Origin of the sequence: Microbacterium salsuginis (assembly GCF_012524205.1) — a bacterium.
GTDB classification, from domain to species: Bacteria; Actinomycetota; Actinomycetes; order Actinomycetales; family Microbacteriaceae; genus Microbacterium; species Microbacterium salsuginis.
Map to the genome: position 1 here is coordinate 63,247 of NZ_JABACI010000006.1, position 22,611 is coordinate 85,857.

Below are 22,611 nucleotides of genomic sequence, written 5' to 3' on the forward strand. Positions count from 1 at the left end.
GGCTCATGGCTATCGCACGACTTCACGGCGGACCGCTCGACGGGCAAGTCCTGCCCCTCGAAGACCCGCAGCTGGACCGCATGATCGTTCCCTACAGCGAGACGCAGGTCGTCTACGAGCGAAAGGGCTCTCCGGAGAACACCGGAGACGGCGACGGCCCGACCGAGGCGGAGTTCTGGTTCGTCGAGTCCGAGGACGACATCGATCCCTACAGCGACACCGCGCGTGACCGACGGTGACGCAGCTCCGACGACCTCAGGCGGCACCAGCTCCGTAGAGATCGAGCTCAAGTTCGACGTCGACGACGCGACGCCGCTGCCGGACTGGTCCGGGCTGCCGGGTGTCGCGTCCGTCGGCGAAGCCGAAGGCCGTGAGCTCGACGCCGTCTACTTCGACACCGACGACCTCTCCCTGGCGCACGCGGGATATGCGGTCCGTCGCCGCACCGGCGGGCCGGACGAGGGCTGGCACATCAAGGGGCCGCGGGGCCCCGAAGGCGGCCGCGTCGAGCAGCAGTGGCCGCTCGGCGAACACGCCGACCTTCCCGAGCAGGTGCGCGCCGCGATCGCGGCGGTGACGGTCCCCACGCCCTCTCCCGGCGCTGCTGGAGCGTCGCCGGGAGCCCCGGGGCGCGTGGGCCCAGCCACGGCCCTCGCCGCGATCGCCCGCATTCGCAACACCCGCACCGCATACGCGCTCCTGGACGCTGCCGGTCGCCTCGTCGCCGAGTTCGTCGACGACCGGGTCAGGGCCCTCGACGAACGCGACGGCGTGGAGCGGACGTGGCGGGAGTGGGAGTTCGAGCTCGGACCTGCCGCCCCCACGTCACCGGCCTCGCGCGCGGTGCTGCTGGCCGCCGCCGAGGCCGCTGTGCATGCCGTGGGCGGCCGTGCCGCGGCATCCGCCTCGAAACTCGCTCGCGCCCTCGGTCGCTGAACACGAGAAGGCCCGGAACCGCGAACGGTTCCGGGCCTTCGTCGATGCGAGTCAGAGGTTGATCATGTGACCCGCGAGGCCGTGGAAGGCCTCCTGCACGGCCTCCGACAGCGTGGGGTGGGTGTGCACGTTGCGTGCCGCCTCGAGTGCGGTCAGGTCCCACTTCTGCGCGAGGGTGAGCTCGGGCAGAAGCTCCGACACGTCCGGTCCGATCATGTGGCCGCCGAGCAGCTCGAGGTGCTCACCGTCCGCGATGAGCTTGACGAAGCCGATCGCCTCGCCGAGACCGTTCGCCTTGCCGTTGGCTGAGAACGGGAACTTCGCGACCTTGACGTCGTAGCCGGCATCGCGCGCCTGCTGCTCCGTCAGACCGAACGACGCCACCTGCGGCGAGCAGAACGTCGCACGGGGCATCATGCGGTAGTCGCCGAGCGTCATGGTCTCGGCCTTCGCGATCGTCTCGGCTGCGACCACACCCTGAGCCTCGGCCACGTGCGCGAGCTGCAGCTTGGCGGTCACGTCGCCGATCGCGTAGATGTGCGGCACGTTGGTGCGCATGTAGTCGTCGATGTCGATCGCGCCCCGGTCGGTGAGCTTGACGCCGGTGTTCTCGAGCCCGAAGCCCTCGACGTTGGCGGCGAAGCCGATCGACATGAGCACCTTGTCGGCCTCGATCGAGCCCGCGCTGCCGTCCTTGGCGGTGTAGGCGACGGTGACCTTGTCGCCCTGGTCGGTGACGGTCTCGACCTTTGTGGAGGTCAGGATGTCGACGCCGTAGCCCTTGTACTGCTTGGTGATCTCCTTCGACACGTCGGCGTCCTCGTTGGGGAGCGCGCGGTCGAGGAACTCGATGATCGTGACCTTGACGCCGTAGTTGGCGAGGATGAAGCCGAACTCCATGCCGATCGCGCCGGCGCCCACGATCACGATGGAGGAGGGCAGGTCGCGCGAGAGGATCTGCTCCTCGTACGTCACGACGTTCTCGCTCAGCTGGACGCCCGGCAGCAGGCGCACGCGCGAGCCGGTGGCGATGATCGCGTTGTCGAAGGTGACGTCGTCGGTGGTGCCGTCGGTCTTGGTCACCCGGATCGCGTTGGGTCCCGTGAACGAACCGCGGCCCTCGTACTCGGTGACCTTGTTCTTCTTCATCAGGTAGTGGATGCCCTTGACGTGGGTGTCGGACACCTTGCGGCTGCGATCCCACGCGACGCCGAAGTCGAACGAGACGTCGCCCGAGATGCCGAACAGCTCCGCCTTGTGGTGGAACTGGTGCGCCAGGTCGGCGTTCTTGAGAAGCGCCTTGGAGGGGATGCAGCCGACGTTGAGGCACACACCGCCCCAGTACTTCTCTTCGATGATCGCGACCGAGAGGCCGAGCTGAGCGCTGCGGACGGCCGCGACGTACCCGCCGGGGCCTGCGCCGAGGATGACGACGTCGTAATGTGGCATGACTCCAAGCCTATCGGTCGGCAGGGGGCTCGGATCCGGGCTGAGCGCCGCCGCGGGCGCCCTCGGCGAGGGCCCGTTCGCGGCGCGAGCGCGACACCAGCAGGTACGTCACGCCGCCCACGACAGCCGCGGCGATGAGGCCCAGAATGATCCACGGGAGAGCGCTGGAGCCCTCGTCGGCAGCGGGTGCAGCGGAGGGGGTCGCCTGGGTCGTCGGGGACTCACTCGGCGCCGCCGATTCCGTCGGTGCGGGCGCCGGCTCGGTCGTCCCCGTGGGGGCGGGCGCGGGTGCGCCCGTCACGGTGAACGAGAACTCGCCCGAGATGGGATGCCCGTCGCTCGACACCACCTTCCACAGCACCGTGATGAGACCGGATGCCTCGCCCCCGAGCCCCTCGGCGGCGAGCGGCTGGGTGAGCACGTTGTCCTGAGCCGAGGGCGTCCCATCGGTGAGCGTCGTGCCCTCGGCATCCGTCACCTGCACCTCTGACGCTCCCTCGTCCGGAGCGATCACGCCGCTGAAGGTGAGGGTCAGCTCGGCAGGGAGGGCCTCGACGGTGCTGCCCGCCGCGGGGTCGCTGCCCAGCAGCTCGTCGTGAGCGGAGGCGGGGGATGCCGTCACCACCGCACCGGCGAGGGCCAGCAGCACCGCGGTGGCGAGCGCGGCTGCACGGGACGGGCGGGCTGTGTGAATTCCTTGTGACGTCACCCGATCGAGCCTAATCGGCCCTTCGATCCGGATCCTGCGAGGTCTAGCATGGCCGCAGGCGGGACGACCTGCCCGCCGACCCGACATCGGAAGAAGGTGGGCGATGGACAGCATGATGATGGGCGCCATGTCGAAGGACATGATGTCGATGCCCGGCATGCAGGAGATGGACATGGCGGTCCTGCAGGCCTGTATGGACGCCTGCTCGGCCTGCGAGCAGGCGTGCACGGTGTGCTCGACCCAGATGATGTCGTGCGCGCCGGCGTGTATGAACTGCGCCGACATGTGCAACACCATGATGCGTTCGATGATGCGCATGCAGGGGATGACGCCGGCCTCCATGATGGCGATGCTCGACGCGTGCATCGCCATGTGCCAGACCTGCATGGACGAGTGCATGGAGCACGCGGACCACAGCGAGGTCTGCAAGATGTGCGCTCAGGCGTGCAAGGCCTGCATGGACGCCTGCATGGCGGTCAAGGACAAGATGATGGCGATGAGCTGAGGCGGATCAGCCGCGCAGCACGTTGAAGCGCTCGCCGCCCACGGCGAGCACGTGATAGCGCTCGTGGAGCGCGACAGGTGTGCCGACCGCCAGGCGTGCCGCCGCGCCTGCGCCGTTCCACAGCGCGACCGCCGAGCCGTCGTCCAGCGTGCGGACGATGACGAAACCCGAACGCCCGTCGGCGGCCTCCACGATCGCGTCGGCCCAGTCCGACGGTGTCGCCGAGGCCAGGCGCGCCTGGATGAGGTGCAGCGCGTGGCCCGGCGCGTACGAGGTGCAGGCGTCTCCGTGGTCGCACATGCACGCCGCACGCTCACGCACCTCGAGGGGCGGGATGTGGCGGTGCGGGCTCGACACGGGGGACTCCCTGACTCGTCGGATTCGGACTCCGCCAGGCTAGGCGCGCTGCTTCCGCTGAGCACGCGCGTCGACACGAGACGAAACAATGGGATGCGGCCGGATCCTCGAAACCGGCACTTTCGCGGCACTCGCGATCGGATAGGCTGGGGCGTCGAAGGAGGACAACGTGGAGGACGACCGCCGACCCGACCAGGGCGACATTCGCCGGGCTGCCGGGGCCGACGCGCACGAGTCCGATCGCGCAGCCGACACGACGCAGACGTTCGGACACGACTCCGACCTGTCGTTCGTGCCCTTCGGCAGCGAGCTCGGTGAGGCCGAGCTCGACGCGATCGAAGCACTGCCGTCGGGCGCCGCACTGCTGCTCGTGCGTTCAGGACCCACCGCCGGAGCCCGCTACCTGCTCGACACCGACGTGACGACCGTCGGCCGGCATCCCGAGGCCGACATCTTCTTCGACGACGTGACCGTCTCGCGCCGCCATGCCGAGATCACCCGCACGGGCACGACCTTCGAGCTCGTGGACCAGCGTTCGCTCAACGGCACGTACGTGAACGGCGAGCGCGTCGACCGCGCGGCGCTCACGAACGGCGCCGAGGTGCGTGTCGGCAAGTTCCGCCTCAACTTCTTCGTCTCACCGGCCGATCTGTCCCAGACCGCGGACGTCTGATGCCCGCTGCGTCCGCCCGCGAACGATCTTCGTCCGCGGGTCTTCTGAGCATCGGGCAGGTCCTCGCGCGGCTGTCGCCGGAGTTCCCGTCGCTCACCTCGAGCAAGCTGCGGTTCCTCGAGGTTCAGGGCATCGTCACCCCGCTGCGCACCGAGTCCGGGTACCGCAAGTTCTCTCAGGATGACCTCGAGCGACTGCGCCTCGCGCTCACGCTGCAGCGCGACCACTACCTTCCGCTGTCGGTGATCCGCGATTACCTCGAAGACGTCGACGCGGGTCGCGACCCCGCGACGCCGACCGCCGTGCCGCCGCCGTCGATCCTGCCGGCGCCGCGCCGTTACCGCCGCGACGAGCTGCTCGCGGCATCCGGTGCCGCGCCGCAGCTGCTCAACGACGCCATCAGCACCGGCGTGCTCGTGGCCGGCGAGAGCTACACCGAGCAGTCCGTCGCGCTGCTGCGCGCGCTCGTCGCGCTCGACCGGCACGGTATCGAGCCCCGGCACGTGCGGGCACTGCGGCAGAACGCCGAGCGCGATGTCGCCCTCGTCGAGTCCGCCCTCGCCCCGTTGCTGCGCAGGACGGATGCCTCGTCCCGTGGTCGCGCTGGCGAGCTGGCGCCCGAATTGGCCAAACGCCTCGACGAAGTCCGCTCGATCTTCGTGCGGTCCGCATTGGATCGTCTGCTGTCCTGACGCGGCTCAGCGGCAAGTTGCGGGGCAGAAGGGCGCGACACGCCGGACCGCCAACAGCGGATGTCATTGCCGCAAGGGTGAGGCTCATCTAGCGTGGAGATATCCGATTCCGGAGGGGGGATAGGCATGACACGAGACGCGTCAGACAATGAGCCGTTCGTCGCCGAACTCCTCTTCACCGACGGGCTGCCGGCCATGGACGACGAAGTGGGCTATCGCGGAGCCGTCGCGGCACGCGCCGCCGGCATCACCTACCGCCAGCTCGACTACTGGGCGCGCACCGAGCTCGTCGAGCCGACGGTTCGCGGCGCCAGCGGCTCCGGTTCGCAGCGGCTCTACGGGTTCCGCGACATCCTCGTGCTCAAGCTCGTCAAGCGCCTGCTCGACACCGGCATCTCGCTGCAGCAGATCCGCACGGCGGTCGACCAGCTCCGGGCCTCAGGCATCCGGGACCTCGCGGGCACCACACTCATGAGCGACGGCGCATCGGTGTACCTGTGCACCTCGAACGACGAGGTCATCGACCTCGTGAGCCGTGGTCAGGGCGTGTTCGGCATCGCCGTGGGCAAGGTGCTGCGCGAGGTCGAGTCCGAACTCGTCGAGTTCGAGGTCGAGAAGCCGGACGCGATGGACGAGCTCGCACTCCGCCGCGCCGCACGCACCGCCTGACGCGTCGGCACGGCGGTCGCGGTGCTCAGCTCATCGCCACGTCGGCGTGAGCGCGATCGACGGTGCGCTGTGACAAAGCCTGCTCGAGATCGGCGATGAGATCGGCAGGGTCCTCGAGTCCGATCGAGAGGCGCACGAGCGCGTCCGACGGCTTCGCGTCGGCCTGCACCGGGCGATGCGTGAGCGACGCGGGATGCTGGATGAGCGAGTCGACGCTCCCGAGCGAGACCGCGTGCGTGAACAGTCGCACCGACGAGGTGAGCGCGCGGGCGGCGTCGTAGCCCCCGGTCAGCTCGATCGCGATCATCGCGCCCGGGCCGGACTGCTGCGTGCCGATCAGCCCATGCGGGTCGCACTCGGGGAACTCCGGAAAGTGGACGCGGGCGATGTCATCGCGCGTGGCGAGCCATCGAGCCACGGCACGGGCGTTCTCCTGCTGCGCTCGCACGCGCACGGGCAGCGTCGCAAGCCCCCGGTGCAGCAGGTAGGCCGCCAGAGGGTGGAGGAGGGCGCCGGTGATCGCACGGGTGCGCCGCAGAGCCGCCGCCGTACGCGCGTCGCACGCGATGACGCCGCCGACGACGTCGCCGTGCCCGCCCAGGTACTTCGTCGCGCTGTGGAGCGAGAGCGAAGCGCCGAGATCGAGGGGCTGCTGCAGCACGGGGGTGGCGAACGTGTTGTCCACGAGCACAGGCACGTCGCCGGCCGCCGCGACGACGGCGCGGATGTCGATGAGCTCGAGGGACGGGTTGGCGGGCGACTCGACCACGACGAGCGCCGTGTCGTCGCGGATCGCTGTGGCGACGGCATCCGCCCCGCCGTTCTCGATGGTGCAGTACGTGGTCTCGACACTCAGCAATCCCGAGGCGAGAAGGTGATCGGTGCCGCCGTACAGCGGACGGACCGCGACGACGTGCCGGCGACCCTGCTCATGCGCGAGGGTCAGCAGGGCGGCGGTGACGGCCGCCATGCCGGACGAGAACGCCACGGCCTCTTCGGAATGCTCCAGGCGCGCCAGTGCCTCCTCGAATCGTGCGACGGTCGGGTTCCACAGTCGCGCGTAGACGTTCGAGCCGCCCTCGAACGGGTGCCCGCCGGTGGCGAGCACCTCGTACGACAGGCCGCCGAGGTCGACGTCGGGCAGAGCGTTCGCCGACGAGAGGTCGAGGGGGAGCGCGTGGACGCCGAGGGCCGCGAGGTCATCGCGCCCGGCGTGCACGGCAAGGCTGTCGGGGTGCAGCGTCATCGGTGCCATGGTCGATATGTTCAGCGACTTCGCCACGAAAGGCAAGTCCTGTGCACCCCGTCACGCACTAAGAGAGCAATCTGACCATCCCGCGAGCATTGTGCTGACCCGCCACCGCTCCGCCCGCTGCGTTCGATCGGACCCGGGTCGCGTCGCGCCGGGCTGGAAGGGAGGGTCAGGCGCGCGTGTCGTCGGGCACCGGGATGCGGCCGGTGCGCATCACTCGGTCCAGGAGCGAGTCGAAGTCGGCCGCGAGCTCTTGCGCGGAGTCGCCGGGCCAGATGTGCAGCGGCTTGGCGGCGCCCTGCGCCTGCTGCAGTGAGGTGCGCTCGGGCAGCTGCGGCGCGAGCACGAGCGGGCCGAACATGTCGCGCAGCTCTTTGATGCGGAACTGATGCTCGATCGACTGCGGGCGAACGCGGTTGACCACGATGCCGAGCGGCTGCAGGCGGGGGGAGAGACCGCGGCGGATCTCTTCGATGGCGCGCAAGGCGCGGTCGGCGGCGGCCACCGAGAACAGGCCGGGCTCGGTCACGACGATCACGCGGTCACTCGCGGCCCACGCCGTGCGGGTGAGTGCGTTGAGCGACGGTGCGCAGTCGATCAGCACGAGGTCGTAGTCGGCCTCGATCGTGGCCAGCGCCTCTTCCATCTTCCAGACGTCGCGCACGCTGGGGTGCGGTCCGTCGAAGTTGATCGCTGAGGGGCTGCCGATCATGACGTCGATGGTGCCGGGATGCACCTTCGCCCAGCCGCTGGAGGTGATGGCCTGGCGGACCGTCTTCTCCTTGGGATTGGCGAGGACATCGGCGACATTCAGTCGCCCGGCGACCTGAATATCCATGCCCGTCGACACGTCGGACTGCGGGTCGAGGTCGACGACGAGCGTGCGGACACCGCGGGCGAAGGCCGCCGACGCGAGTCCGAGAGTCACGGTCGTCTTGCCGACGCCTCCCTTGAGCGAGCTGACGGAAAGGACGTGCACAAGGCACCACGTTACCGTCCCCTAGGCTGAGAGCACACTCAGCCCGTTTCCAGGGGCCCGTCTGCACCGCCGCCCACGGAGGTCGAATGTTCCGCAAGATCCTGGTCGCGAACCGTGGTGAGATCGCCATCCGCGCTTTCCGAGCGGCCTACGAACTGGGGGCGCGCACCGTCGCGGTCTTCCCCTACGAGGACCGCAACTCGCTGCATCGGCTGAAGGCCGACGAGGCGTACCAGATCGGCGAGAAGGGGCATCCGGTCCGCGCGTACCTCGACGTGGACGAGATCGTCCGCGTCGCGAGAGAGGCGGGGGCCGACGCGATCTACCCCGGCTACGGCTTCCTGTCCGAGAACCCGGACCTGGCAGAGAAGGCCGCCGCGAACGGCATCGCATTCATCGGACCGCCCGCGAGCGTGCTCGAGATGGCCGGCAACAAGGTCACCGCGAAGCAGCACGCCGTCGCGGCGGGCGTGCCGGTGCTGCGGTCGACGGATGCCTCGGACGACGTCGATGCGCTCCTGGAGCAGGCCGACGACATCGGCTTCCCGATCTTCGTGAAGGCCGTCGCCGGTGGCGGCGGACGAGGGATGCGGCGCGTCGCGCAGCGTGAAGAGCTCGCACCCGCTCTCGCCGAGGCCATGCGTGAAGCGGGCAGCGCGTTCGGCGACGCCCGGGTGTTCCTCGAGCAGGCCGTCCAGCGCCCCCGGCACATCGAGGTGCAGATCCTCGCCGACAAGACGGGGGAGACGGTCCACCTGTTCGAGCGTGACTGCTCGCTGCAGCGTCGCCACCAGAAGGTGATCGAGATCGCGCCGGCCCCGAACCTCGATCCGACGGTCCGGGACGCGCTGCACGCGTACGCCGTCGCCTTCGCACGCTCGATCGGCTATGAGAACGCCGGCACCGTCGAGTTCCTCCTCGAGACCGCCGGCCCGCGCACCGGGGAGGTCGTCTTCATCGAGATGAACCCCCGGATCCAGGTCGAGCACACCGTGACCGAGGAGGTCACCGACGTCGACCTCGTGCAGTCGCAGATGCGCATCGCAGCGGGCCAGTCGCTCGACGAGCTCGGCCTCACCCAGGATCGGATCCGCCTCCGCGGAGCGGCGCTCCAATGCCGCATCACGACGGAGGACCCGACCCAGGGCTTCCGCCCCGACACCGGCAAGATCACCACGTACCGCTCACCCGGCGGCGCGGGCATCCGCCTGGACGGTGGCACGACGGCGGCGGGCTCGCAGATCAGTCCGCACTTCGACTCCATGCTGTCCAAGCTCACGTGCCGGGGCCGCGACTTCGGCGCCGCAGTGGTGCGTGCGCGTCGAGCTCTCGCCGAGTTCCGCATCCGAGGCGTCTCGACGAACATCCCGTTCCTGCAGGCGGTGCTCGACGACCCGTCGTTCGTCGCCGGCGATGTCTCGACGTCGTTCATCGACGAGCGGCCGGGACTGCTCAAGGGCCGCGAGTCCAAGGACCGCGGCACCAAGATCCTCAACTGGCTGACCGACACCACCGTGAACCGTCCGCACGGCGACAACCCGGTCACCGTCGACCCGCGCCTGAAGCTGCCGGCCGCCGATCTGACGGTCGAGCCGCCGGCCGGATCGCGCCAGCGCCTGCTCGAGCTCGGCCCGGCCGCGTTCGCGAAGGCGCTTCGTGAACAGAACGCCCTCGGTGTGACCGAGACGACCTTCCGCGACGCGCACCAGTCGCTGCTGGCCACCCGCGTCCGCACGAAGGACCTCGTGACGGTCGCCCCGTACGTCGCGCGCCTGACGCCGCAGCTGCTCTCGGTCGAGGCATGGGGCGGCGCGACGTACGACGTCGCCCTGCGGTTCCTCGGCGAGGACCCGTGGGAGCGTCTGGACCGGCTGCGCACGGCGCTGCCCAACGTCGCGATCCAGATGCTGCTGCGCGGCCGCAACACCGTGGGCTACACGCCCTACCCGACCGAGGTCACCGATGCGTTCGTGCGGGAGGCCGCCGCATCCGGGATCGACATCTTCCGCATCTTCGACGCCCTCAACGACGTGTCGCAGATGCGTCCGGCGATCGACGCCGTGCTGCAGACGGGCACGGCCGTCGCCGAGGTCGCCGTCTGCTACACCGGCGACCTCCTCAACCCCGCCGAGGACCAGTACACGCTGGACTACTACCTGCGGGTGGCCGAGCAGATCGCCGACGCGGGAGCCCACGTGCTCGCGATCAAAGACATGGCGGGGCTGCTGCGGCCGGCCGCGGCATCCCGTCTCGTCTCGGCCCTGCGCGAGAACTTCGACCTTCCGGTGCACGTGCACACGCACGACACCGCGGGCGGGCAGCTGGCGACATTGCTGGCCGCCAGCGCGGCGGGGGCGGATGCCGTCGACGCGGCCGCCGCCCCGATGTCGGGCACCACCAGCCAGCCGTCGCTGTCGGCGCTGGTCGCAGCGCTGTCGCACACTGAGCGCGACACCGGCATCGACCTGGATGCGGTGAGCGATCTGGAGCCGTACTGGGAGGCGGTGCGTCACCTGTACCGCCCGTTCGAGTCGGGTCTGCCCGGTCCCACGGGACGCGTCTACCATCACGAGATCCCCGGTGGCCAGCTGTCGAACCTGCGCCAGCAGGCGATCGCGCTGGGGCTCGCGGAGGACTTCGAGCTGATCGAGGACATGTACGCCGCCGCCAATGACATCCTCGGCCGTGTGCCGAAGGTCACGCCGTCCTCGAAGGTGGTCGGCGACCTGGCGCTGCACCTCGCGGCCGTCAAGGCTGACCCGAAGGACTTCGCCGAGAACCCGCAGAACTACGACATCCCGGACTCCGTCGTCGGTTTCATGGCCGGCGAGCTCGGAGAGCTGCCGTTCGGCTGGCCGGAGCCCTTCCGCACGAAGGTGCTGCAGGGCCGCACGGTGAACATCGAGGTGACGCCGCTCACGGGAGGCGAGTCGGCGGCATTGGAAGCGGATGCCGCGTCCCGCCGCGCGATGCTGAACAAGCTGCTGTTCCCCGGGCCGACCCGCGAGTACGAGCAGCGCCGCGAGGTCTTCGGCGACCTGAGCGTGCTCGACACCGCGGATTATCTGTACGGTCTCGCGCAGGGCACCGAGCACGTCGTCGAGATCGAGCGCGGCGTGCAGCTGTTCGTCGGGCTCGAAGCCATCGGCGAAGCCGATGACAAGGGCATGCGGACGGTCATGACGACCCTCAACGGCCAGCTGCGTCCGGTGTTCGTGAGGGATCGCAGCATCCAGGTCGAATCGCGTCAGGCCGAGAAGGCCGACACGTCGAAACCCGGTCAGGTGGCGGCTCCGTTCTCGGGCGTCGTGACGCTCAAGACCGTCGTCGGCGACGCGGTCGTCGCCGGCCAGCCGGTCGCCTCGATCGAGGCGATGAAGATGGAAGCGGCGATCACCGCGCCCGTCGACGGGGTCGTGGAGCGTCTCGCCATCGCGGAGACCGCTCAGGTCGACGCGGGGGACCTTTTGGTCGTGGTCCGTCCCGCCCAGTAGCCTGGAGGGCGGCATCCGCCCGAAACGCCCTTCTGCTCTGGAGATCTCCGCAGTGACGCCCGACCGACCCGACCATACGCCCGACGAAGCCGTGAACGGCGTGCTCTCCGACACGGGGAGCCTCGACACGACCGGACTCGGCATCCTGGGCGGTGCGACAGCACAGGTGAACGTCGAACTGCCGACCGAGTCGGAAGACGACCTCGCCGACGACGATGTCATCGACGACGAGGTGCCCTTCGTGGTCGAGATCCCCGCCGACGCCGAGCTGCCCGCCGCGGCCATGACCGTCCACGTGGATGAGCCCGCCGTCGAGACCGCTGAGGCCGAGATCATCGAGACCGAACCGGAACTCGAGGACTGGACGGTGGAGGCGGACGGTTTCGACCGTCCGCGGACGGACGAAGACATCGCCGACGCCGACGAGGTGTTCGAAGAGACCTCCGCGCTCGATGAGACGGTGGATGGCGGGGGCGAGGCAGCCGCAGCGTCCCCTCTCGCCGACAGCTCCGCGCCGGGCGACGATGGTGTGAACGACTCCGAGGTGAACGACGGCGACTTCAAGGGAGTCGCCGCGTACGCCACCGACGAGTACGATGCGGTGACATTCGAGGATGCCGAGTTCGAAGACGCCGAGTTCGCCGCCGGACTGGCGGACGCGGCCGCCGCGACTGCGGAGGAGCCCATGATCGCCGACACCCCGTCCGACGCGCCGGAGGAATCCGGGGCGCGCGCACCCCAGAGCGCGGCATCCGCTCCGCCGGCACCGCCCGCCACGCCGGCGGCCTCGACCGGACCGACGCCGGCCACGCGCCGCGAGGCGCACCACACCGGCGCGCTCCCCGTCGTCGAGCGGGCCGTCGAGCGATCGCAGCCGCATGCCGGCGTCGCACTGACGTCCAAGCGGCTCGGGGAGTTCGAACCCGACCGCGAGACCGCCGATCTTCTCACGGCCGACCGCCTGCTCGACCCGCACCAGGTGACCCGCTCCGAGCCGGAGGGGATGTGGCAGCACTTCGTGTACTCGATCTCGGGCCGGCGCATCAACCTGGGCGACAGCAAGCGCGCTCGCGCCCGCAAGGAACTCGACCGCCGCATCGCCGCGCCGCTCGCCGGCGGCGCGCGGTTCGTGCCGGTGCTGTCGCGCAAGGGCGGGGTGGGCAAGACCACGGTGACGACGCTGCTGGGCATGGCACTCGCCGATGCACGTGACGATCGCGTCATCGCCGTCGACGCCAATCCCGACCGCGGCACGCTGGCCGAGCGCATCTCACGCGAGAGCGGCAAGACCGTCCGCGACCTCGTGCGCGTGCGCGGCGACGTCGTGGGCTTCAACGACCTCTCGAACATCGTCGCCCGCGACGAGACGCGCCTGGACGTCGTCGCGTCCGACACCGACCCACGGGTCTCTGAGGCCTTCAACGACCAGGACTACCGGGATGTCGCGTCGCTCGCCGCGCACTACTACTCGGTCGTGCTCACCGACACCGGTACCGGCATCGTGCACTCCGTGATGGGGGCGACGCTGGACCTCGCCGATCAGATCGTGATCGTCGCGGGATTGAGCGTCGACGAGGCGCGCCTCGCGTCCGAGACGCTCACGTGGCTCGAGACGAACGGCTACTCCGACAAGGTGCGCGGCGCCGTGGTGGTGCTCAACAACGCACGCCCCGGCCAGCCGCTGGTGCAGCTGGACGAGCTGGAGTCGCACTTCCGCACGCGGGTGCGGTCGGTTGTCCGCATGCCGTACGACGCCCACATCGCGACCGGAAGCGCCATCGTGTTCCGCGACCTGCAGCCCGCGACCCGCCTTGCGGCGCGCGAGCTGGCGGCCGTGGTCATCGAGGGTCTGCGCTCGTACGCTTCGGCGGCCTGAGGCATCCCATGGCAGTTCGTCCCATTCGTGTCTTCGGCGACCCCGTCCTGAAGTCGGTCAGCGCTCCTATCCGTGAGATCGACGACGGCGTCCGTGCCCTCGTGAAGGACCTGATCGACACCGTCGAGCTCCCCGGACGCGCGGGGGTGGCCGCATGCCAGATCGGCGTCGGGCTGAGAGCGTTCAGCTACAACATCGACGGCGACATCGGCTACGTCCTCAACCCCGTGCTGGTCGAGACCTCCGGCGACCCGGAGCCGATCGGCGAGGGATGCCTCTCGGTGCCCGGACTCTGGCACGACGCCGTCCGCTTTCCGTACGCCAAGGTCGTCGGCATCGACCTCGACGGGAACGAGATCGTCGTCGAGGGTGAAGGGCTGCTCGCGCAGGCGCTGCAGCACGAGACCGATCACCTCGACGGGGTGCTGTACCTCGACCGGCTCACTCCCGAGGAGCGCCGCGTCGCGATGCGTGAGATCCGCGAGTCCGACTGGTTTTGACGCGCCTCGGATCAATGCGAGCGCCAGCGAGCGTTGATGGGTGCCGGGTCGTGGTTGAGCGAGCGAAGCGAGTCGGAACCTCGCTCGACTGACGCGAGAATGCCGCAGCCCGGGCCGTTCGAAGGGCCCGGGCTGCGGCATCCGTCGTCTCCTACGACAGCGAGACGTTCGTGGTGTTGACCGGTACGGCGTAGATCTCGTCGACCTCGCCGGCGAAGTCGTCGAGGATCACATTGCGCTTGATGCTCATCTTCGGCGTGAGGTGGCCGCTGGCCTCGGTCCACTCGGTCGACAGGATCGTGAACTTGCGGATCGACTCGGCGCGGGACACGTGCGTGTTCGCCTCGTCGATGGCGCGCTGCACCTCGGCGTGCACGGCGGGGTGCTTGGCCGCCTCTTCGAGCGACATGTCGCGCGAGAGGTTGTTGTTCGCCAGCCACGTCGGCAGCATCTCGGGGTCGAGGGTGATCAGCGCCGAGATGAACGGCTTCTGGTCGCCGACGACCACGATCTGCCCGACGATCGGGTTGGCGCGGATCGGGTCTTCGAGCACGGCCGGGGCGACGTTCTTGCCGCCCGCGGTCACGATGATCTCCTTCTTGCGACCGGTGATCGTGAGGAATCCCTCCTCGTCGAAGGCTCCGATGTCGCCGGTCTTGAACCAGTCGCCGTCGAACGCCGCGGCCGTCGCCTCGGGATTGCGCCAGTACTCCTTGAAGACGTCGATCCCTCGCACCTGGATCTCGCCGTCCTCGGCGAGACGGATGCCGACGCCCGGCAGCACCGGACCGACCGTGCCGATCTTCGACTTGGTCGCCAGGTTCACCGTCGCCGGCGCAGTGGTCTCGGTGAGGCCGTAGCCCTCGAGGATCGTCACGCCGAGGCTGTGGAAGAAGTGCCCGAGCCGCGGACCGAGCGGTGCCGAGCCCGACACGGCGTAGGTCACGCGGCCGCCCATCGCCGTGCGCAGCTTGGAGTAGACGAGCTTGTCGAAGAGCGCGAACTTGATCTTCATCATGAGCGGGATCTTCTTGCCGTCCTGCAAGAGGGCGGAGTGCTCGACGGCGGTGTGCGCCGCGGCGCGGAAGATCTTGCCCTTGCCGCCGGCCTCGGCCTTCTGCTCGGCCGAGTTGTACACCTTCTCGAACACGCGCGGCACTGCGAGCAGGAACGTCGGCTGGAACGAGCCGAGGGCCGGCAGCAGCTGCTTGGTGTCGGGCTGGTGGCCCGTCTTGACACCCGCGTGGATGTTGAGGATCGAGATGAACCGCGCGAACACGTGAGCGGTCGTGATGAACAGCAGCGTGGAGGCGCCGGGTGTCTCGACGACCTCGTGCAGCGCCTTGGCGGAGTTGCGCGTGAGCTCGACGAAGTTGCTGTGCGTGAGGACGCAGCCCTTCGGGCGGCCGGTGGACCCTGACGTGTAGATGAGGGTCGCGATGTCGGCGCCGTTGGCGAGGTTGCGGCGGCGCTCGATCTCTTCATCGGTGACGGATGCGCCCTCGCCGACCAGCGTGTCGAGATCGCCGCGGGCCATCTCCCACACCGCGCGGATCAGCGGCAGGTCGCCCCGCACTTCTTCCACCCGCGCCGTGTGGTCGGCGGACTCGGTGACCACTGCGATCGCGCCGGAATCGGTGAGGTTCCACGCGATCTGCGCGGCCGAGCTCGTCTCGTAGATCGGGACCATGACGGCCCCGGCGTAGAAGAGCGCGAAATCGACGAGCGTCCAGTCGTACGTGGTGCGCGCGATGAAGCCGACCTTGTCACCGGGTTCGATGCCGGCCGCCGCGAACCCCTTCGCGAGCGCGACGACCTGCCGCTGGAAGTCGGCTGCCGTGATGTCGCGCCAGCCACCGCCGTCCGGCACGGCGAACAACGCGCGGTCAGGCGTCTGCTTGACGCGTTCGACCAGAAGGTCGGTGATGTTTGCCTGCGGGTCGGCGGGGACGATCGCAGGGACTTCGAACTGAACCACGGCAGCTCCTTCGGTACCGGATGGATGAATCTCGGGTGGATCTGGCTCTGAGTCTAATCCGCCGTCACGCCGCGACCAGCGTGGGTGTGGATGGCCGGTCGCTCGCTAGACTTCAAGGCGCTGTCGCGCGCGCGGTGGCCGGAGAGGGAGTGCAGTGCTCAAGGTCGGGATCGACATCGGCGGAACGAAGATCGCGGGAGGTATCGTCGACAGCGAGGGCCGCATCGTCGAGAGGCTCCGCGTGGACACGCCGATCGACACCGCAGCTCTCGCCGACGCCGTGATCGACATGGCGCACCACTTCGGCGCCCACCATGATGTCGCCGCCGTCGGGGTCGCCGCCGCAGGATTCATCGACCGCGACCGGGCCACGGTCATCCACGCTCCGAACATCGCGTGGCGCAACGAGCCGCTGAAGGCCGTGCTCGAGGCGCGCATCGACGTGCCCGTCACGATCGAGAACGACGCGAACGCGGCCGGATGGGCGGAGTTCCGCTTCGGCGCCGGTCGCGAGGTCGAGCACATGGTGATGCTGACGATGGGCACCGGCGTCGGCGGGGCGGTCGTGATCGACGGCGAGCTCTTCCGCGGCGGCCACGGCATCGGCGCCGAGCTCGGCCACATGCGCTTCATGCGCGACGGTCTTCCGTGCGGGTGCGGACAGAACGGATGCCTCGAGCAGTACGCGTCGGGACGCGCCCTGCAGCGCGAGGCCAACGCCATCGCAGACGGCGGGGGCATCGGCGCCGCTCTCGCGGCCGTGCGAGCCGAGAAGGGGACGATCACGGGACCGGCGGTGTCGCGCCTCGTGCTCGCCGGCGACGAGGGCGCGGTCGAGGCGCTGCGTCGCGTGGCGACGGCCCTCGGCGAGGCGTGCGGCGGGTTCCAGGCGGTGCTGGACCCCGAGCTGTTCGTGATCGGCGGGGGAGTCGCCCAGCTCGGCGACGAGCTGCTCGAGCCGGTGCGCATCGCCTACGAGACGTCCCTCCCGGGCTACGGCGACCGGCCGATCGCCGGGTTCGCCATCGCCGAGCTCGGCAACGATGCGGGCCTCATCGGCGCCGCCGACCTCGCGTCCGCGGAGGAGTAGGCGATGTTCTACTGGCTGATGAAGTACGTGGTGATCGGGCCGATCGTCAAGGCGATCTGGCGCCCGTGGATCATCGGCCGTCGCAACGTCCCCTCGGAGGGAGCCGCGATCCTCGCGAGCAACCATCTCTCGTTCGTGGACTCGGTGTTCCTGCCGCTCATGATCGACCGCCCGGTCGCGTTCCTCGCCAAGAGCGACTACTTCACGGGCAGGGGCCTCAAGGGCTGGTCGACCCGCATGTTCTTCAAGGCGACGGGCATGATCCCGATCGACCGCTCCGGTGGCAAGGCATCCGAGGCATCCCTCAACACGGGACTGCAGGTGCTGGGACGAGGCGACCTGCTCGGAATCTATCCCGAAGGAACCCGCAGTCCCGACGGCAAGCTGTACCGCGGCCGCACGGGCATCGCGCGCATGGCGCTCGAAGCGCACGTGCCGGTCGTCCCGGTGGTCATGGTCGACACCGACACGATGATGCCGATCGGCACCCGCATGCCGCGCATCGTGCGGGTCGGCATCGTGATCGGCGAGCCCATCGACTTCTCGCGCTTCGAGGGCATGGAGGGTGACCGGTACATCCTCCGCTCGATCACCGACGAGATCATGGTCGCGCTGCAGCGCCTCGGCGAGCAGGAATACGAAGACGTGTACGCATCCACCGTCAAGGACAGGCTCAAGACCCCTGCGCGGTGACCCCCGGGTGAACGCTCGTCATGCGGCGCCGGGGTGCGCGATCCCGCCGATAGACTCGAGGGATGCTTCAGCAGCTCGACGCGCTCGACCACTGGCGGACCCTGCCCATCAAGCAGCAGCCCGCGTGGCCCGACGCCGACGCGGTGGCCGCCGTCTCCGCCGAACTCGCCACCCTTCCCCCGCTGGTGTTCGCCGGCGAGGTCGACAACCTTCGTGACCGGCTGGCGCGCGCAGCATCTGGCCGCGCCTTCCTCCTGCAGGGCGGTGACTGCGCCGAGACCTTCGCGGGTGCCACCGCCGAGCAGATCCGCAACCGCATCAAGACGGTGCTGCAGATGGCGGTGGTGCTGACATACGGCGCCTCTATGCCCGTCGTGAAGATGGGCCGCATGGCGGGTCAGTTCGCCAAGCCCCGTTCGAGCGACACCGAGACGCGCGGCGAGGTCACCCTGCCGGCGTACCGCGGCGACATCGTCAACGGCTACGACTTCACCGAAGGCTCGCGACAGGCCGACCCGCAGCGGCTGCTGAAGGGGTACCACACCGCCGCGTCGACCATCAATCTGATCCGGGCGTTCACGCAGGGCGGCTTCGCCGACCTGCGCGAGGTGCATTCGTGGAACCAGGGCTTCGCGAAGAACCCCGCCAACGCCCGCTACGAGCGCATGGCGAGCGAGATCGACCGTGCGATCCGCTTCATGGAGGCTGCCGGCGCCGACTTCGACGAGCTCAAGCGCGTCGAGTTCTACACCGGCCACGAGGGCCTGCTCATGGACTACGAGCGTCCGATGACGCGCATCGACTCGCGCACCGGCACGCCGTACAACACGTCGGCGCACTTCCTGTGGATCGGCGAGCGCACGCGCGAGCTGGACGGCGCGCACGTCGACTACTTCTCGAAGATCCGCAATCCCATCGGGGTGAAGCTCGGTCCTTCGACCACGCCCGAGACGGCTCTCGCCCTGATCGACAAGCTCGACCCCGAGCGCGAGCCGGGACGCCTCACCTTCATCACGAGGATGGGCGCGGGCAAGATCCGCGACGCGCTGCCGCCGCTGCTCGAAGCCGTGCGCGACTCGGGCGCGATGCCGCTGTGGGTCACCGACCCCATGCACGGCAACGGCATCACGACGCCGACCGGCTACAAGACGCGTCGCTTCGACGACGTGGTCGACGAGGTGAGCGGCTTCTTCGAGGCTCACCGCGCGGTCGGCACGTTCCCCGGCGGCATCCATGTCGAGCTCACCGGCGACGACGTCACCGAGTGCCTGGGCGGCTCCGAAGAGATCGACGAGGCCGCCCTCGCGACGCGCTACGAGTCGCTGTGCGACCCGCGCCTGAACCACATGCAGAGCCTCGAGCTGGCCTTCCTCGTCGCCGAGGAGCTCGAGAAGCGCTGACCGGCCCTGCGCGCCACGACGCAGAGAATCCCGGATGCCTCGCCCGAGGCATCCGGGATTCTCTTTCTCGTCGCCGTCTTGCGAGACTTCGCGCGTCGGACCGGTGGTCGTCGGGGGTGGACCGGACCCGCCGGGAGTCAGCCGGTGACGGTCAGCTGGATGTAGACGCGGGTCCCGCGCACCCGCAGCTCGCCGGCCGCGGGATCGGATGCCGTCACCTCGGTGATGTCGTTGGGGACGACGCCGAAGAACGGTGCGAAATCGACCTGGAAGCCGGCATCCTCGAGCTTCTGGATCGCCACGTCTCTGGTGTCTCCGACGACTTCGGGAACCTCGAACAGAGGCGGGCCGGTCGAGACGACGAGTGTGACCGCATCGCCCGGCTGCCACCATCGATCGGGGCCTACGACCCGGATGACGCGACCCTCTTCGATAGTCTCGCTGGTCTCTGTCTCGGTCTCCTCGGTGACGACCAGGTTCACGCCCTCGAGCGTGCTGCGGGCGGCACCTTCGCTGTCGCCGACGACATCCGGCACGGGGCCGAGCGACACCCACAGCTGAGCGGCGTCGCCCTGGTGCGCGGCGCATCCCTCGCCGCACGCGAAGGGCTCGGCGCCGTCGGCGGGGGTCACCATGACGCCGACGACCGTACCGGAGGGGGCGTCGGTGAAGAATGTGGCGTTCTCGGCGTCGACTCGGATCTCGAGGCTGTCCAGGCCGGTGCGCGCATCAGTCTCGGTGCTGTCGATGAATCGCGGGATCTGCACTTCGGCGGGGCCGAGCGAGACGATGACCAGTACTTCGGCGTCGCGATCGACCCGTGTGCCGCTCGGAGGATCGGTGCGGATCACCGTGCCCGCGGCCACATCGAGGCTGTTCTCCTCGCGCTGCACCGCGACGAGGGAGTCCTGTGCGAGTCGTTCCTGCGCGGCCGCGAAGGTGCCACCCGAGACATCGGGCACGGCGACGAGCGACCCCGGACCCGAGCCGAACCACCAGCCGGTGCCGGCCGCGAGGGCGGCGAGCAGCACGACGACCGTCACCAGCCACGCGCCCTTCGTGCGCCGGCGTTTGGTGGCGCGGCGCAGCCGGCCCGCGTTGTCGGCCTCTTCCATCGTGGCGGTCGGGGCCGTCGTCGAGGTGGCAGGAAGCACCGCGGTGAGCTCTCCGGTCGGAGAGACCTCGTCGCGCGGCGCGCCCATCGGCGTCGTCCGCGTGACCGCAGGCGTGATGCCCAGCTCGCGCTCGATCTCGCGCAGCCGGTCGAGCATCTCGCGGGCGTCGACGGGGCGGTCGTCGGGGGAGCGCTCGGTCGCCCACAGCACGAGCTCATCGAGCGGTTCGGGAACACCGGGGTTCTTCACGCTCGGCCGCGGCACCGAGTCGGTGGCGTGCTGGAACGCGATCTGCATCGGCTGCTCGCCCTTGTAGGGCTGCTCGCCGGTGAGCATCTCGTAGAGCATGATGCCGAGCGCGTAGATGTCGCTGCGGGCATCGGCCGTCCCGCGCGTGACCAGCTCGGGGGCGAGATAGGCGATGGTGCCGAGCAGCTGGGCCCCGGATGCCGTGTTCGCCGTCGTGGCGCGCGCCAGGCCGAAGTCGCCGATCTTGATGCGGCCGTCCTCGGCGAGCAGCACGTTCTCGGGCTTGACGTCGCGGTGGACGATCCCCGCCTTGTGTGCGGCGGCGAGTCCCGAGAGCACGGCGTCGAGGATGCTGACCGCCTGCGGCACCGTGAGGCGCCGCTGCTCGCGCAGAAGCTCGCGCAGGGTGATGCCGGGCAGGTACTCCATGACGAGGTACGCCATGTCGCCGTCCTGGCCCTGATCGAAGACGTTGACCACGTGCGGGTCGGCCAGGCGGGCGGCGGCGCGGGCCTCCTGGATGAACCGGCTCTGGAAGACGGTGTCGTCGCTGAGGTGACCGTGCATCACCTTCAGGGCGATGCGCCGCTCGAGGCGCAGATCGGTCGCCACGTACACGGTGGCCATGCCTCCGCGGGCGATGCGAGCACGCACGCGGTATCGACCGTCGACGAGACGGCCGATCAGCGGGTCCGTCTGCTGACTCGTGCTCACGCTGAGAGTCTACGGACGCGCACCTGCGAGCCCGCGGAGCGGCGCACCCTGCGACCGTACCGTTACGTGCGGCCGGGCCGGCGGGAACTACCCCAGCGCGGCGAGCCAGGCGTGCGCGGGCGCCTCCCACTGCGCGTAGCGCTCGGGGTACGCCGAGATCTGCACCGCCTGTGCGGCGTCCGCGAACGACATCGACTGCCAGCCGGCGATGTCCAGGAGGCCGCGGGTGCGGGAGCCGTTGGGATCCGATGCTCCGCCGTAGAACGCCTTGATCGCGCGCACCGGATCGCGCACCTCGGCCTCGGTGCCCCAGCCGGTGCTCGGACGCTGCTGGAACAGGCCCAGCGAGTCGCGGTCGCCCCAATCGAGGTTGCGGATCCAGGACTCCTGCATCGCAGTGCCCAGTGCGATGGCGATGCCGCGATCGGGCACCCCCAGTTCACGACCGACCCGGACGATCAGCTGCGCGTTGGCGACTTGTTCCGCATCCAGGCCGGGGATGGCAGGTGTGGCGGGCGCTGCGGCGGCCACGGCCGCGATCGGGATAGCGATGGTCTGACCCGGGTAGATGATCGAAGAGCGGTCCAGGCCGTTGGCACCGAGCACCGCATCCGTGGAGACGCCGTGCCGTTTCGCGATGGCGCTGATGGTGTCGCCCGCGATGATCGTGTACGACCCTCCGACCGCGGGTGCCGGAGCCGTTACCGGTGCGGGGGCCGGCGTGGGGGCAGCGGCCGGTGCCGCGGAGCCGGGGATGGCGAGCGTCTGCCCGGGGTAGATGATCGACGACCAGCCCAGGCCGTTGGCGGCCAGCATGGCCTGCGTGCTCACGCCGTGGCGCTTGGCGATCGCGCTCACCGTGTCGCCGTGCTGGATCGTGTAGCTGGCGGCGGGAGCCGGCGCCGCGGCGGGAGCCGCAGGGGCTGCCGCCGCGCCGCCCACGAGGGTCAGGACCTGCCCGGGGTAGATGATCGACTTCCAGCCGAGGTTGTTCAGAGCGAGCAGATCGGCGGTGCGCACGCCGAAGCGCGAGGCGATCGCGCTCACCGTGTCGCCGGCCTGCACCGTATAGGTGTTCTGATCTGCGGCAGCCACGACGGCGGCACCCGCGACGGCGGACTTCATGGCGTGCGGGCGGATGCCGGACACAGCGCGATCGGGTGTCGTCCGAGGCTCGGCGGAGCCGGGTGCGGCATGGGCCGGCGCTGTCGTCAACGACAGCGCGATGGAGCCTACGACGGCCATGGGAACGCCGGTCAGCAGCGAACGCGGAACACCCTG

General features: G+C 69.6%; 20 protein-coding genes. 12 read left to right on the top strand and 8 right to left on the bottom strand.

The genetic code is table 11. From position 1 onward, the window contains the following. Positions 1-5: 5 nt before the first annotated feature. The gene (locus tag HF576_RS18995) at positions 6-239 is read left to right on the top strand and encodes a response regulator (protein ID WP_168914414.1); all 234 of its coding nucleotides are present in this window, start codon (positions 6-8) and stop codon (positions 237-239) included. After that, a complete protein-coding gene (locus tag HF576_RS19000; protein ID WP_168914415.1) occupies positions 226-936 on the top strand; it encodes a CYTH domain-containing protein in 711 nt (236 codons plus the stop codon). The genes HF576_RS18995 and HF576_RS19000 overlap by 14 nt, the downstream gene beginning before the upstream one ends. Before the next feature lie 51 nt (positions 937-987). Here the strand turns inward: HF576_RS19000 and lpdA are convergent, their stop codons facing one another. Together lpdA and HF576_RS19010 are read right to left on the bottom strand one after the other, a co-directional pair. After that, positions 988-2,385: a dihydrolipoyl dehydrogenase gene (gene lpdA, locus HF576_RS19005; RefSeq protein WP_168914416.1), complete on the bottom strand. Its 1,398-nt coding sequence runs from the start codon at positions 2,383-2,385 to the stop codon at positions 988-990. 10 nt (positions 2,386-2,395) lie between these two features. Beyond that, positions 2,396-3,094, bottom strand: coding sequence for a copper resistance CopC family protein (locus HF576_RS19010; RefSeq protein WP_343234355.1), 699 nt, complete (start codon positions 3,092-3,094; stop codon positions 2,396-2,398). Between the two features lie 103 nt (positions 3,095-3,197). Between HF576_RS19010 and HF576_RS19015 the strand changes: the two genes are divergently transcribed. Continuing rightward, on the top strand, positions 3,198-3,599 hold the full coding sequence (locus tag HF576_RS19015) for a four-helix bundle copper-binding protein (RefSeq protein WP_168914417.1): 402 nt from the start codon (positions 3,198-3,200) through the stop codon (positions 3,597-3,599). A gap of 6 nt (positions 3,600-3,605) precedes the next feature. Here HF576_RS19015 and HF576_RS19020 read toward each other — a convergent pair whose 3' ends face one another. Further along, positions 3,606-3,956, bottom strand: coding sequence for a hypothetical protein (locus HF576_RS19020; protein WP_343234356.1), 351 nt, complete (start codon positions 3,954-3,956; stop codon positions 3,606-3,608). Between the two features lie 169 nt (positions 3,957-4,125). On the opposite strand from HF576_RS19020, the gene HF576_RS19025 reads away from it, so the two are divergent. From HF576_RS19025 to HF576_RS19035, 3 genes are all read left to right on the top strand, one after another. Then, a complete protein-coding gene (locus HF576_RS19025; RefSeq protein WP_168914418.1) occupies positions 4,126-4,629 on the top strand; it encodes an FHA domain-containing protein in 504 nt (167 codons plus the stop codon). Continuing rightward, on the top strand, positions 4,629-5,321 hold the full coding sequence (gene ftsR, locus HF576_RS19030; RefSeq protein WP_168914419.1) for a transcriptional regulator FtsR: 693 nt from the start codon (positions 4,629-4,631) through the stop codon (positions 5,319-5,321). Before HF576_RS19025 ends, ftsR begins: the two co-directional genes overlap by 1 nt. A gap of 126 nt (positions 5,322-5,447) precedes the next feature. Further along, positions 5,448-5,990 (top strand): MerR family transcriptional regulator, encoded by a 543-nt coding sequence (locus tag HF576_RS19035; RefSeq protein WP_168914420.1) that lies wholly within the window; start codon positions 5,448-5,450, stop codon positions 5,988-5,990. A 25-nt stretch (positions 5,991-6,015) separates the two neighbouring features. On the opposite strand, the gene HF576_RS19040 is transcribed toward HF576_RS19035, so the two are convergent. Together HF576_RS19040 and HF576_RS19045 are read right to left on the bottom strand one after the other, a co-directional pair. Further along, on the bottom strand, positions 6,016-7,245 hold the full coding sequence (locus HF576_RS19040; RefSeq protein ID WP_168914421.1) for a trans-sulfuration enzyme family protein: 1,230 nt from the start codon (positions 7,243-7,245) through the stop codon (positions 6,016-6,018). Between the two features lie 166 nt (positions 7,246-7,411). Next, on the bottom strand, positions 7,412-8,221 hold the full coding sequence (locus HF576_RS19045) for an AAA family ATPase (protein WP_168914422.1): 810 nt from the start codon (positions 8,219-8,221) through the stop codon (positions 7,412-7,414). An 86-nt stretch (positions 8,222-8,307) separates the two neighbouring features. Between HF576_RS19045 and HF576_RS19050 the strand changes: the two genes are divergently transcribed. From HF576_RS19050 to def, 3 genes are read left to right on the top strand one after another with little or no spacing between them, the layout of a single operon-like run. Beyond that, positions 8,308-11,715 carry a pyruvate carboxylase gene (locus HF576_RS19050; RefSeq protein WP_168914423.1) on the top strand — a complete coding sequence of 1,136 codons (3,408 nt, stop codon included), beginning with the start codon at positions 8,308-8,310 and terminating at the stop codon, positions 11,713-11,715. Between the two features lie 52 nt (positions 11,716-11,767). Then, complete coding sequence (locus tag HF576_RS19055; RefSeq protein WP_168914424.1) at positions 11,768-13,591, top strand: nucleotide-binding protein; 1,824 nt, start codon at positions 11,768-11,770, stop codon at positions 13,589-13,591. Positions 13,592-13,599: 8 nt separating this feature from the next. After that, entirely contained in the window at positions 13,600-14,091 is a 492-nt protein-coding gene (gene def, locus HF576_RS19060) for a peptide deformylase (RefSeq protein WP_168914425.1), read from the top strand. A 151-nt stretch (positions 14,092-14,242) separates the two neighbouring features. Here the strand turns inward: def and HF576_RS19065 are convergent, their stop codons facing one another. Beyond that, complete coding sequence (locus HF576_RS19065) at positions 14,243-16,069, bottom strand: AMP-binding protein (RefSeq protein WP_168914426.1); 1,827 nt, start codon at positions 16,067-16,069, stop codon at positions 14,243-14,245. Positions 16,070-16,223: 154 nt separating this feature from the next. Here HF576_RS19065 and HF576_RS19070 point away from each other — a divergent pair, with 154 nt between their 5' ends. The 3 genes from HF576_RS19070 (at position 16,224) to HF576_RS19080 (ending at position 19,252) form a co-directional block, all read left to right on the top strand. Further along, positions 16,224-17,159 carry an ROK family glucokinase gene (locus HF576_RS19070; protein WP_168914427.1) on the top strand — a complete coding sequence of 312 codons (936 nt, stop codon included), beginning with the start codon at positions 16,224-16,226 and terminating at the stop codon, positions 17,157-17,159. A 3-nt stretch (positions 17,160-17,162) separates the two neighbouring features. Continuing rightward, positions 17,163-17,852, top strand: coding sequence for a lysophospholipid acyltransferase family protein (locus HF576_RS19075; protein WP_168914428.1), 690 nt, complete (start codon positions 17,163-17,165; stop codon positions 17,850-17,852). A gap of 62 nt (positions 17,853-17,914) precedes the next feature. Then, entirely contained in the window at positions 17,915-19,252 is a 1,338-nt protein-coding gene (locus HF576_RS19080) for a class II 3-deoxy-7-phosphoheptulonate synthase (RefSeq protein WP_168914429.1), read from the top strand. A gap of 137 nt (positions 19,253-19,389) precedes the next feature. Here the strand turns inward: HF576_RS19080 and pknB are convergent, their stop codons facing one another. Both pknB and HF576_RS19090 read right to left on the bottom strand, forming a co-directional pair. After that, positions 19,390-21,330 carry a Stk1 family PASTA domain-containing Ser/Thr kinase gene (gene pknB, locus HF576_RS19085; RefSeq protein ID WP_168914430.1) on the bottom strand — a complete coding sequence of 647 codons (1,941 nt, stop codon included), beginning with the start codon at positions 21,328-21,330 and terminating at the stop codon, positions 19,390-19,392. 87 nt (positions 21,331-21,417) lie between these two features. Beyond that, on the bottom strand, positions 21,418-22,575 hold the full coding sequence (locus HF576_RS19090) for a LysM peptidoglycan-binding domain-containing protein (protein WP_168914597.1): 1,158 nt from the start codon (positions 22,573-22,575) through the stop codon (positions 21,418-21,420). Positions 22,576-22,611: the final 36 nt, after the last annotated feature.

Coding starts and splice junctions, on each gene's coding strand:
- HF576_RS18995 (WP_168914414.1), top strand. CDS start 6: ATGGCTATCGCACGACTTCACGGCGGACCGCTCGACGGGCAAGTCCTG.
- lpdA (WP_168914416.1), bottom strand. CDS start 2,385: ATGCCACATTACGACGTCGTCATCCTCGGCGCAGGCCCCGGCGGGTAC.
- HF576_RS19015 (WP_168914417.1), top strand. CDS start 3,198: ATGGACAGCATGATGATGGGCGCCATGTCGAAGGACATGATGTCGATG.
- ftsR (WP_168914419.1), top strand. CDS start 4,629: ATGCCCGCTGCGTCCGCCCGCGAACGATCTTCGTCCGCGGGTCTTCTG.
- HF576_RS19035 (WP_168914420.1), top strand. CDS start 5,448: ATGACACGAGACGCGTCAGACAATGAGCCGTTCGTCGCCGAACTCCTC.
- HF576_RS19040 (WP_168914421.1), bottom strand. CDS start 7,245: ATGGCACCGATGACGCTGCACCCCGACAGCCTTGCCGTGCACGCCGGG.
- HF576_RS19050 (WP_168914423.1), top strand. CDS start 8,308: ATGTTCCGCAAGATCCTGGTCGCGAACCGTGGTGAGATCGCCATCCGC.
- def (WP_168914425.1), top strand. CDS start 13,600: ATGGCAGTTCGTCCCATTCGTGTCTTCGGCGACCCCGTCCTGAAGTCG.
- HF576_RS19075 (WP_168914428.1), top strand. CDS start 17,163: ATGTTCTACTGGCTGATGAAGTACGTGGTGATCGGGCCGATCGTCAAG.
- HF576_RS19080 (WP_168914429.1), top strand. CDS start 17,915: ATGCTTCAGCAGCTCGACGCGCTCGACCACTGGCGGACCCTGCCCATC.
- HF576_RS19090 (WP_168914597.1), bottom strand. CDS start 22,575: ATGGCCGTCGTAGGCTCCATCGCGCTGTCGTTGACGACAGCGCCGGCC.